This is a genomic window from Cryobacterium zongtaii, from assembly GCF_002909375.1.
GTDB classification, from domain to species: Bacteria; Actinomycetota; Actinomycetes; order Actinomycetales; family Microbacteriaceae; genus Cryobacterium; species Cryobacterium zongtaii.
Map to the genome: position 1 here is coordinate 17,786 of NZ_PPXD01000003.1, position 10,657 is coordinate 28,442.

A 10,657-nucleotide genomic window follows, 5' to 3' on the forward strand; every position below is an offset into this window, starting at 1 on the left:
GATGGGTGCCTTTCGGTGTGCCGTGCACCCCGGTTGACCGGGGCATTCACGACGTTACGGAGGCTGCCTGGCGGCGACCATGACGGCCGTCACTTTGCCGCGAGCAGACCGGTCCGGTCGAGCACCGCGGTCCAACGCCGACCCGAGTCGATCAGCCCGTCGCGGCGGAGCCGGCTCATCGTGCGGGACACCGACTCGGCGCTGGTGCCGGCCATGGCGGCCAGGTCGGCCCGGGTCAGGGGCAGCTGGATGAGGGTCGCGCCGGGCTCGTCACCCGGCACACCGAAGGTGTCGGCCAGGCGGAGCAGGCCGGCCGCCACCCGTTCGGTGACGGTGTTGGAGGCCTGCTGCTGCTCGGTGGAGCGGGCGCGGGCGAGACGGTCGGAGACCACGTCGAGCACGCCGAGAGCCACCGACGGATGCGCGAGCATCACCTCGCGGAAGGCGCCGGCGTCGATGCGGAGGGCGCAGGTGGTGACCAGGGCGATGGCCGTCTCGGTGTATCCGCTGCGGCCGGCCCAGGTGAGGCCGCCGAGCACGTCGCCGGGCCCGAAGAAGTCGAGGCTGGTGCGCTGTCCCGTCGGGGTGGTGCGGAAGGCCTTCGCCTGGCCGGCCGCGAGCAGGTAGACGTGCTCGGCGGGGTCGCCTGCGGTGAACACGGCCTCGCCGGCCGACCAGGCCAGCGACTGGATCCGTGCGCCGATCGAGGCCAGCTCAGTGCCGGACAGGCCGTGGAAGAGGCCGATCTGCTCGAGGATCCGCAGTTGCATCGCGGGCGGGCACGGGTGCGGGCGACCGCAGGTACTGCGCAGCGGTACCGAGCGCAGCGGCACCGACCGCCGGGCCTCACTCACGGGAGCACCTCGAGGATGCCGCGGGCGCCCTTCTCGGCATCCGACATGACGTGGCTCACGAACGGGTAGTGACCGGCCTGGCCGAAGGTGAGCTCCACGAACCCGCCCTGCGCCGCGGCGAGGTCGAGCACCTGGGAGCCGCCGGTTCCGGTGCTGCCGCCGTCTTTGAGCGTGTAGTCGCCCTCCTTATAGACGGTATCGAACTGGCCGCCGACGACGTGGAAGGCGCTGCCCAGGTTGGGTCCGGCAGCCAGCACCCAGACGCGAACGGTCTCGCCCACCCGGGCCGCGAGAGGGCGGGCGGCGTACTGGTTGGCGTAGCCGTTGAAGACGACCAAGTCTGGGGTCTGCGCCTCGACCTTGAGGTCGTCGACCTCGCCGCCCTGCGTGCCGAGGTAGAGCTCGGACTGCACGACGAGGTACTCCCGATCCACCTCGGCCAGCCCGGGCGGGTCGATGATGACGGCACCGAACATGCCGTTGGCGATGTGCACCGACATGGGCATGGTGGAGCAGTGGTACAGCCAGATGCCGGACCGGGTGGCGGTGAACGTATAGACCAGGCTCTCGCCGGGTTGGATGGTGCGCATCACCTCATCCGGGGGAACGTCGCCGGCATGGAAGTCGATGGAGTGCCCCATCGTGCCCTCGTTCACCAGGGTGATCTCGAACACGTCGCCCACAGTGCCGCGCAGAGTGGGGCCGGGCGCGGTGCCGTTGAAGGTCCACAGCATCTGGGTGACCCCCGGGGCCACCTCGGTCTCCACATTGCGCACGGTCAGGGTCTGCCGGTGCACGGTGGCGGATGCGGCGGGCGGCAGTGCGGCGTCCCTCGCCTGGAAATCGGCGTCGGGTTCAGCCATCGGGTCGAGGTCGTCGGCGGCGGATGCCCCGGTCGCGGCCGCGCCGTGGCCGGAGTGGCCGGAGTCAGGCGCGGCCATGTCATCCGCGGTCATGTCGTCTGTGGCGCTGCCGCCGCCCACCGCGATGATGCTGATCTCCATGCCCAGCAGCCGGTGTCCGGCGATCGAGCACCAGCCGTCCACACTCGCGCCGATCACGCCCACCGCCACGGTCTCGGTGGCGCCAGGGTCGAGCGACGAGGAGACCAGCCCGGACTCGAGCACCAGGTTGTGCACCATGTCGTCGCTGTTGGTGAGTTCGATCACCAGTTCGTCACCGAGCGGCACCTCGATGCGGTCGGGCACAAAACGGGTGTCCACCATGTCCACCGCCATCGTGGTGGTGTGCCCGGTCGCGGCGGCGGCCGTGCCGGCGGCCGGGGCGGCCACGGTCGACAGGCCGATTGAGGCCGGGTCGGCCACGATGCCCGCGGTCACCGTGAGCAGCAGCACGGTCGCGGCCGCGAGCATCCGTCCGGTGCTGCGGGGTCGCTCGGTCGGCGCGGTGCGTTCGCCCGGCGCGATCCGCACTAGCGGGAGGGCGCGTACCCGACGGTTGGTGCGGAGGGCCAGGCTGAACAGCACCAGGAAACTGGCCAGGGTGCCCACGGTCAGCACCGACAGCAGCACCGTGATGGTGCTGGACACCGGCAGGAGCGAGAGGACGAGGGCACCGTTGACGAGGACGACCCGGACCAGGCCGCCGCGGTCGAGTTCGGCCGCGGTGGCCTTGAGGGCGGGCGGGCCGCCGCCGAGCACCACGGGCACCAGGTGGCTCAGGGCGCCGAGCAGGATCTGGGCGGCGAAACCGACCGCAAAGTAGGGCACCAGGGTTTCCACGCCGGCGGCGGCCGCGGTCCAGCTCGGGGCGAGTGCCAGCTGCAGGCCGAAACCGAGGGTGCAGAGCGCGAACCAGACCATCGCGGCGCCGAGGCTCCACGCCGCGAAGGTGACCGCGGGCGCGCGGCGCAGGTGGCCGACGGCCTCCCAGATCACCCGGCCCAGCCCGGCCAGGTAGACCAGCACGCCCAGGGCCACGATCAGGCGCAGGTCGGCCAGGCAACCGAGGGCGAGCAGACCGAGGGCGCCCACGAGCACCATCAGGGTGTGCCCGCCGGCGAGCGTGGCGCCCTCCACTCGGGTGTGCAGCACCGTGGGCCAGAGCAGGGCGATGGTGCCGATCACGGTCAGGCCCACCCAGCCCAGTAGGTTGAGGCCGAGGTGCCCGATGAAGAGGCGTTCGTAGTCCTCACCGCCACCGTCGAGCCTGGCCATCAGGATGCCCAGGACCACGCCGGCGGCCAGCATCAGCGCACTGGCTACGTAGTAGCGCACCAGCGGGGCGAACCGGCCCGGCATCGCACCGCGGGACTGGCCGACGATCACGACGGCGTGAATGACCGCGTTCAGGCCCACCAGGATGCCGCCGACCAGCACCAGCGGGTACCCGTCGATGACCATGCCCGTCATCACCAGGATCGCGCCCACGGTGTGCACGCTCAGCCGCAGCCCCAGCGAAAGCCGGTGGCCGAGGGCCTTACGTCGCAACAGGGTGTCGGCGAAGTGCTGGCTCCAGATCAGGATGGCGGTGCTCACCGCGCCGAGCAGCAGCAGGTGCACGAGCAACCACCCCGATGACGGCACCAGGCGGTGCAAAAAGGTGAAGACCACCGCGGCGACCAGCCAGGCCGGCACCAGGGTGCCCGAGACGATGTGCCAGAGCTTGTCGTTCATAGGAGCGAGCCTCGCGGGGAGGGTGCCGGCGGCACGGCGGTACTGCGCGCTGCTGCTCGCGCGGGCAACACGGTGCTGCCGCGCAGCACCGAGACCACGGCGATCAATACAAACAGCAGCACCGCGACGATGTTGAAGACACCGCCCCACTGCACCAGGGCCGGCACACCGTAGGCGTCACCGAACAGGACCCGGGCCAGCAGCGAGGCGTGCAGCAGCCCGGCCGGCAGGTACATGATCGGTCGGTAGGGCAGCGGCCGGCGCAGCACGGCCGGAAGGATGGTGGGCGCGTGGGCCATGATCATCGACATCACAAAGCCGAGGAAGACGGCGTGCATCATCGCGTCGTAGCCGGGACCGGAGTAGACCGGGCCCTGCAGAAGCCAGATGCCGCCCACCACGACGAGCCAGCCGTAGCCGGCCAGGAGGCACCAGGCCATGTAGCGGGGCAGCCCGACCGAGCGCACCATGCGGGTAGCGATGTCGTGGCGGAACAGCCAGGCCACCAGCGCCAGCATTCCGGCGCCCAGGAGCGGGTAGCCGGCGATCGGCCAGACCAGGGCGATGACCGAGCCGAAGCTGAGGGAGAGGCTGATGCCGAGCATCCACTGTTCGGCTCGACGGTTCACGGTGGGCGAGATGCGGGACAGCTCGAGGCGCTCGCCGGCGATGGTGAGCACGAGGTACAGGATGAGCAGCGGCGCGAGCTGCGGGATGCCGATACCGCGCAGCCACAACACCGTGGCCATCAGCCCGGCGACGGCGCCGAGCACTTGCACCGCGGTGGACACCGACCCCTGCCGGCGCCAGATCTCGGCGTAGATGGCCAGCAGCACGGCGCAACCGGCGACGAGGGCGACCTGGCCCACGACCACCGGCAGCGGCGAGATGAGGGCGAGGCCGCCGGCGCCGAGCAGGCCAGGGGCGAGGTACGCCCAGCCGCGGCGCACGGCCACGGCCCGCTCGAGCACGACGACGGTGCCGACGAAGCCGAACACCATCAGCGGCCCGTGCACCGCACCGAGCCGGGCGCTGTCGACCGGGGCCGCCAGGCCGAGCAGCAGCAGGGCGCCGTCGAGGCCGGCGAGCAGGGCGATGCCGCCGAGGAGCAGGAAGACCAGCCGGCCGGTGACCTTCGGCCGTGCCGCTGGACCGGTGCCGCGCAAGGCGCTGCCGGTGCGGCGGAGGGGGCTGAGCGTGGTCATCGGCGGCGTCGGGCGGGCAGGTGCCGGCTAGTTGGCGCGGGTGAGGCGGATGGTCCAGGTTTCGGGGCCGTTCTCGAGGTACGAGACGACGAAGTCGCCGGGGCGGCTGCTCTCGAGCTGGCCGAGCAACGGCAGCGGGTTGTGCGAGGCGATCAGGTCGAGGGCGAAGCCGGGCTGGATGGCGCCGAGAGCTCCGAAGATCGTGGCGTGGCGGATGGCGTGCGGGATGGTGCGGGAGTCGAGGACGATCTTCTCGGTGTCCTCGTGGCCACAGGCGCAGGCATGCCCAGCGGGGGCTGCGACATCCACGGCACCGGGGCGGCTGGATGAGAGGTTGATCGGTTCGGCAGTCACAGAAATTCTCCTTCGCCGGGTCGAATGACCCTAGTGAGTCACTTTAGAGGATGTCTATCCTTTTAATCGGGACGTTCGTCCCATCGGCCCAGGCCGCAAGAAGAATCGGCAGGAACGAGAAACAGATGGCAACCAGGGTGTGCGCGGAATCCGAGCTCGAGCTCGGCGAGGCGATCAAGGTGATGGTCGACGGTGTGGCGGTGGCCCTGGTGAAAGACAGCGCCGGAAACTGCTTCGCGCTCGGCGACATGTGCTCGCACGCCGACATCTCCCTCTCCGACGGCTTCGTCGAGGGCGACGACCTGGAGTGCTGGGCGCACGGCGGCCGGTTCGAGCTGTCCACCGGGCGCGCCCGCACCCTGCCGGCCTCGGAGCCGGTGCCGGTCTACCCGCTCACCATCGTCGACGGCGACGTCTACGTGGACGTAACCGCGCAGGTCGACGTGTCCTCCTACGTGGGGTGACAGTTCGCGAACTGTGAGAAAAGCACCGACTTCGGCCCGCACTGGGGGCTTTTCCCTCAGTCCGTGAGACCCGGGGGCAACTCCACGAGGCAGAGGTCGGGCTGCACGAACGGGAGCAGGCGGATGGCGGACGCGTCGTGGCCTCGCTCCCGCACCAGGCCCTGGATCAGGCCCAGGTGCACCGAGCAGACCACATTGGGGTTGGCCCGCGCCTCGGCCCGGAACGGGCAGGCCGGCAGCGCGATGGTGTTCTCGTCTGCGCGCAGCTGAGGCTCGAAGCCGATCTCGGTGAGCACCCGCAGCAGCGGAGGCACGATGTCGGTTCCGGCCGAGGCGGCGGACGGGGTGCCCACCAGGTCGACCGGATCGGCGGCATCCGCCCCGGCCGCGTACTGCGCCGACCAGCGCTCGCCGGCGCGCACCGAGCGGGCGCGACCGCCGTCGGCGTCCTCGCCGATCACCGAGGCGAGGGCCTGGGTGAGCTGCTGTTGGGCGTCTTCGACGGGCAGCGGCGCCGCCACCGGGCTGAACAGCACGTGCGGGCGGCCACGCTGGCCGGCCCTGGCCACCTGGCGCTCGACCAGTCCCACGGCCTCGAGCTGCTCCAGGTGGAACCGGGCGGTGGTGACATGCAGGCCGATGCCCGCAGCGACGGTGACGGCGTCCAGCGGCTCGGCGGCAGCGGTGAGCAGGCCCAGCACCCGGCGGCGCGGCTCACTGGCCAGGGCCGCGTGCCTGGCGTCACTCTGATCGATCGAAACCATGATTTTAGAGTAGCAGCGTGCGGTTAAACCGGGTCGGGCGGCGATCATCCGCCGATGTAGGACATCTCGATCTTCTTGCCGGAGGAGCGCACCGCTCCGGTCTGGGCGCTGCGCAGTGCGGAGGCCCGGTCGGTGCGCTGCCGCCAGATGGAACCCATCGCGGCCGAGAGCTGCTCGTCGCTGCTGCCGTCGCGAAGCAGCGCGCGCAGGTCGTGGCCCTCGCTGGCGAACAGGCAGGTGAACAGCTTGCCGTCGGTGGAGACCCGAGCGCGGGAGCAGGTGTGGCAGAACGACTGGGTGACGCTGGAGATCAGGCCGATCTCGCCCTCGCCGTCGATGTACCGCCAACGACGGCTGGTCTCGCCGGTGTAGTTGGGCGCCACTTCCAGCAACGGCAGTTCGGCGTGGATGCGGTCACGCACCTCACTGGACGGCAGGACGGCGGCCATGTCCCAGCCGTTGCTCGTGCCCACGTCCATGAACTCGATGAATCGCAGGATGTAGGGGGTGCCCTTGAAATGCCGGGCCATGTTGACGATGTCGTGGTCGTTCTGGCCGCGCTTGACGACCATGTTGATCTTGATCGGGCCCAGGCCCACGGCATGGGCGGCGTCGAGGCCGGCCAGGATGCGGGCGACCGGGAAGTTGACGTCGTTCATGGTGCGGAAGGTGGTGTCGTCGAGGGAGTCGAGGGAGACCGTCACGCGCTTGAGGCCGGCATCCTTGAGCGCCTGCGCCTTCATCGCCAGGGCGGAACCGTTGGTGGTGAGGGCGATGTCCACGGGCCGGCCCGCCGGGGTGCGGAGGGCGGCGAGCATTGCGATGAGCTCTTCGAGGCCCTTGCGCAGCAGCGGTTCGCCGCCGGTGAGCCGGATCTTCTCCACCCCGTGCGCCACCGAGATACGCGCCAGCCGGGTCATCTCCTCGAACGAGAGCATCTCGTCGCGGGGCATGAAGGCGAAATCCTTGCCGAATATCTCCTTGGGCATGCAGTACACGCAGCGGAAGTTGCACCGGTCGGTGACCGAGAGGCGCAGGTCGTGCAGCGGGCGACCGAGGGTGTCGACGAGCTGGGTATCCGGGGCCGGGGCTGGCCCGAGCGTCACGTCACCGGCCAGCGGCTCGATGACGCGCACGGGAATCGGTGCACCGGGCATACACCGACCCTAACCCCGAACGGTTCGGGTTCGCCGCAGCCCTGGCCCCGGCTAGATCCAGCCCTGCTGCCAGGCGATCTCCGCCGCCTCGTGCCGCGACCGCGCGTTGAGCTTCGTCATCGCCGATGACAGGTAGTTGCGCACGGTCCCGGCCGCGAGGTGGAGCCTGTCGGCGATGTCCTGCACACTCATCGTCGACCGACTGAACCGCAGGGCGTCGAGTTCACGGTCGGTGAGCGGGCAGCGTTCCGCCGTCAGCGCCGTCGCCGCGATCTCGGGGTCGATGTACCGTTTGCCTGCTGCCACGGCGCGGATCACGTCGGCGAGGTCCTCGGCCGGAGTCGACTTCGGCACGAATCCCGACACCCTTGCTCCCAGCGCGCGCCGCAGAACACCGGGGCGGGCATGCCGCGTCACGATCACGACCTTCGTCGCCACGGTCGAGAGGATGCGCGTGGCCGCCTCGATGCCGTCGGCCTCGGGCATTTCGAGATCGAGCAGGCACACGTCGGGCTTCGTCTCCAGCGCCCGCTCCGCCGCAGCGACGCCGTTGCCGACGCTCGCCACGACCTCGATATCGGCCTCCAGGCTGAGCAGGGCGCTGAGCGCACCGCGAATGAGGTGCTCATCGTCGGCGATCAACAGCCGGATGACGCGGGGCGCCGCGCTCACGCGCCGACACCCACTCCGGCGGCGACGAACGCCCGCAGCACAAAGGTGTCGCCGTCACTTTCGGTGACCAAGTGCCCGCCGATCGCCGCGACCCGGTCCCGCAAACCGGTCAGGCCGCTGCTGAGGACGCGCCCCGGCGCATCCGTCGCGGGCGACGCCGCGTTGTTGACGACCTCGAGGGTGCTGCCCTCGGCGTTCGTCGAGAGGGTGATCGCCGCCTTGCTCGCGGTGCTGTGTCGCAGGATGTTGGTCGTCGCCTCCCGCACGACGAGCGCGAGGACCCTGCGGACCTCGATACCCGCGGGCAGGACACCGAGTTCGAGCGCGCAGTCGGCCCCGGATGCGGTCAGCACCTCTCGGGCGTTCTCGAGTTCGGTCGCCAGGTCGACCTGGCGGTATCCGGCGACGAGGGATCGGGTCTCTTCGAGCGCCTGCTTGGCGATGAGCCGGGTCTCGTGCAGGTGCTCCCGGGCGGCATCCGGATCGATGGAAAGGAGGCGTTCGGCAAGTTCGGACTTGAGCGCGATCACCTGCAGGTGATGGCCCTGGATGTCGTGCAGATCGGAGGCGAAGCGCAACCGCTCGTGCGCGACCGCGAGCTCCGCGGCGACCGACCGGTGCCGATCGAGGGTCACCACGATCTCCCACCACCACAGGCTGGAGAGCACCATCATCGGCAGAAACGCGCCATAGGTGAACAACAGCCAAACCCCCGAAATGCCCGACGCCTCGAGTGGATGGCCGAAGAGCGAGGACGCCAGCAGCGGGTGTGCCAGGGTCACGGCGGCTCCGCCGACAAGAACCGTCCACCGGCGGGCACGGGGCAGCAGGGGTGCGATGGCGTTGAGACCCATCCACAGCGGGAAGGCGGCGAACAAGCCGGCGCCCGGGGTGGCGAGGCCGAGCAGCCACACGGTGACGGCGGGAACGATCAGTGCCACGGTCCAGGCGAGCCGCGGCATCCCACCGCCCCGCCCGACGCGGAGGAACCAGCAGTAGCGCACGTGCATCGCCCCGCACACGAGAATGAGCACGATGAGGGCGGCGTCACGGCCATCCTCGGTTGCCTCGAAGTTCGACGCAGCGACGCCCAGCAGGATCGAATCCAGCACGACGAAGAAGAAGACGATCGATGCGAGGGTGTAGGTCCAGGTCGTGTGCACGCTGCGCGCCTGTCCGGCCGGGCGCGGTGATTCGCGGGTGAGGGCGTCAGGCATGCTGCCAGCGTAGAGCAGTGACATTTGTCACTATCCGATGTGTGGAAGTGCCCGGCACGCGGTGACACGGCGACACTTCAGCGGAGAGCGGCCGGCCCGGAGGATTGAGTCATGACCCGGACCACCGGGCCCTCTGACGAAAGGCTTCATCTTGATTGACGCGCTGCGCGACTTCACCGCCTCCCTGCCCGAGCTCCTGCAGTGGGTCGGCATCGTCCTCGCCGCCGCGATCCCGTTCGTGGAGTCGTACTTCGGAGCAGCCATCGGCATTCTCGCCGGGGTCAATCCGGTCGTCGCCGTCCTCGCCGCCATCGTCGGCAACGTGCTCTCAATGCTCGTTGTCGTCCTCAGCGCCCACGGGGTGCGGTCCCGGGTTCGCCTCGGCAAAGCCACCAAGCCCGACTCGCCCCGCCGGGCCAAGTTGCGCGAACGCTTTGACAGGTACGGCGTTGCCGGCGTCAGCCTCCTCGGCCAGACGATCCTGCCGAGCCAGATCACCTCGGCTGCGATGGTGTCCTTCGGCGCCTCGAAGAACGCCGTCATTTTCTGGCAGATCATTTCGATCATCATCTGGGGCGTGGTCTTCGGCGTGCTCACCACCGTCGGCGTCACCGTCCTCCGCTAGGCGCGGCTGGAGGCCGGTATGGCCCAAGAAAAGTTATCCACAAGTTGACTTTTGCTCACACAAAGTTTCGGAATCGGGCTAGATTCGGGGCATGACAAACCAGTCGAGTATCGCAGCTACGTTCGCCACTCATCGCGGTGATGCGCTGGTAGAAGCCGCGGAGAATGTGGCCCGGTTGGGGTCGTGCAGCGTTGACTACGACGCGTTGTCGGATGCCGCGGTGTTGGCCGGTCAGCGCACTCTCGCGCAGGCGCAACGCGAGCTCGACACCCGCAAGGCGTGGCTGGCGAAGACCCTGGCCCAGCGGTCCCGGTGGGAGCTGGGCCAGTCCGGTCTGGCTGCGCAGCAGGGCTTTTTGAATCCCGAGGGGTTGATTCAGAAGCTGACCGGCACGAGCAAGGTCGAGTCGCGGAAGCTCGTGGGGGTGGGCCGGATGCTCGCCGAGGTTGAAGACGCCCAAGCGCAGGCCGCCGCGATCGACGCCGAAGCGGCCCGCCGGCTACTCGAGGGGGCGCTGGACCCGGACATCCCTGATGGGCTCGACGGGTTCGACGGCCACGGCGGGGTCGCTCCGGTCGTTCCGCTGCCGGCGCCGATGCCGTGGCACGCACCGATCTCGCACGCCGTGACCGGCGGAACCCTCTCGATCGATGCCGCGCACGCCCTACGCACCGGCCTGGGCGACATCGATACCGTCGTCACCGGCCCG

General features: G+C 69.8%; 10 protein-coding genes and 1 pseudogene. 3 read left to right on the forward strand and 8 right to left on the reverse strand.

Translation table 11 applies throughout. The features are described from left to right. Positions 1 to 89: 89 nt before the first annotated feature. The 4 genes from C3B61_RS01860 to C3B61_RS01875 are packed head-to-tail and all read right to left on the reverse strand — an operon-like array spanning position 90 to position 5,049. Positions 90 to 854: a Crp/Fnr family transcriptional regulator gene (locus C3B61_RS01860; protein WP_244285808.1), complete on the reverse strand. Its 765-nt coding sequence runs from the start codon at positions 852 to 854 to the stop codon at positions 90 to 92. Beyond that, on the reverse strand, positions 851 to 3,490 hold the full coding sequence (locus C3B61_RS01865; RefSeq protein ID WP_103459340.1) for a multicopper oxidase domain-containing protein: 2,640 nt from the start codon (positions 3,488 to 3,490) through the stop codon (positions 851 to 853). Before C3B61_RS01865 ends, C3B61_RS01860 begins: the two co-directional genes overlap by 4 nt. Then, a complete protein-coding gene (locus tag C3B61_RS01870; RefSeq protein ID WP_194087779.1) occupies positions 3,487 to 4,695 on the reverse strand; it encodes a hypothetical protein in 1,209 nt (402 codons plus the stop codon). Before C3B61_RS01870 ends, C3B61_RS01865 begins: the two co-directional genes overlap by 4 nt. 27 nt (positions 4,696 to 4,722) lie before the next feature. Then, the gene (locus tag C3B61_RS01875; protein WP_241990309.1) at positions 4,723 to 5,049 is read right to left on the reverse strand and encodes a DUF2249 domain-containing protein; all 327 of its coding nucleotides are present in this window, start codon (positions 5,047 to 5,049) and stop codon (positions 4,723 to 4,725) included. A gap of 125 nt (positions 5,050 to 5,174) precedes the next feature. Here C3B61_RS01875 and C3B61_RS01880 point away from each other — a divergent pair, with 125 nt between their 5' ends. After that, on the forward strand, positions 5,175 to 5,513 hold the full coding sequence (locus tag C3B61_RS01880) for a non-heme iron oxygenase ferredoxin subunit (RefSeq protein ID WP_103459341.1): 339 nt from the start codon (positions 5,175 to 5,177) through the stop codon (positions 5,511 to 5,513). Between the two features lie 56 nt (positions 5,514 to 5,569). On the opposite strand, the gene C3B61_RS01885 is transcribed toward C3B61_RS01880, so the two are convergent. Genes C3B61_RS01885 through C3B61_RS01900 form a run of 4 tightly spaced genes read right to left on the reverse strand, consistent with a single transcriptional unit; the run spans position 5,570 to position 9,323 of the window. After that, positions 5,570 to 6,277, reverse strand: coding sequence for a helix-turn-helix transcriptional regulator (locus C3B61_RS01885; protein ID WP_165791112.1), 708 nt, complete (start codon positions 6,275 to 6,277; stop codon positions 5,570 to 5,572). Between the two features lie 44 nt (positions 6,278 to 6,321). Continuing rightward, complete coding sequence (gene moaA / locus C3B61_RS01890) at positions 6,322 to 7,434, reverse strand: GTP 3',8-cyclase MoaA (protein ID WP_103459343.1); 1,113 nt, start codon at positions 7,432 to 7,434, stop codon at positions 6,322 to 6,324. 51 nt (positions 7,435 to 7,485) lie between these two features. After that, the gene (locus C3B61_RS01895; protein ID WP_103459344.1) at positions 7,486 to 8,106 is read right to left on the reverse strand and encodes a response regulator transcription factor; all 621 of its coding nucleotides are present in this window, start codon (positions 8,104 to 8,106) and stop codon (positions 7,486 to 7,488) included. After that, positions 8,103 to 9,323, reverse strand: a complete 1,221-nt coding sequence (locus C3B61_RS01900) for a sensor histidine kinase (RefSeq protein ID WP_103459349.1) — start codon at positions 9,321 to 9,323, stop codon at positions 8,103 to 8,105. Before C3B61_RS01900 ends, C3B61_RS01895 begins: the two co-directional genes overlap by 4 nt. Positions 9,324 to 9,474: 151 nt before the next feature. Between C3B61_RS01900 and C3B61_RS01905 the strand changes: the two genes are divergently transcribed. Together C3B61_RS01905 and C3B61_RS01910 are read left to right on the forward strand one after the other, a co-directional pair. After that, positions 9,475 to 9,948: a hypothetical protein gene (locus tag C3B61_RS01905; protein ID WP_103459345.1), complete on the forward strand. Its 474-nt coding sequence runs from the start codon at positions 9,475 to 9,477 to the stop codon at positions 9,946 to 9,948. Between the two features lie 91 nt (positions 9,949 to 10,039). Then, a pseudogene (locus C3B61_RS01910) lies at positions 10,040 to 10,657 on the forward strand (hypothetical protein); the annotation flags it as partial.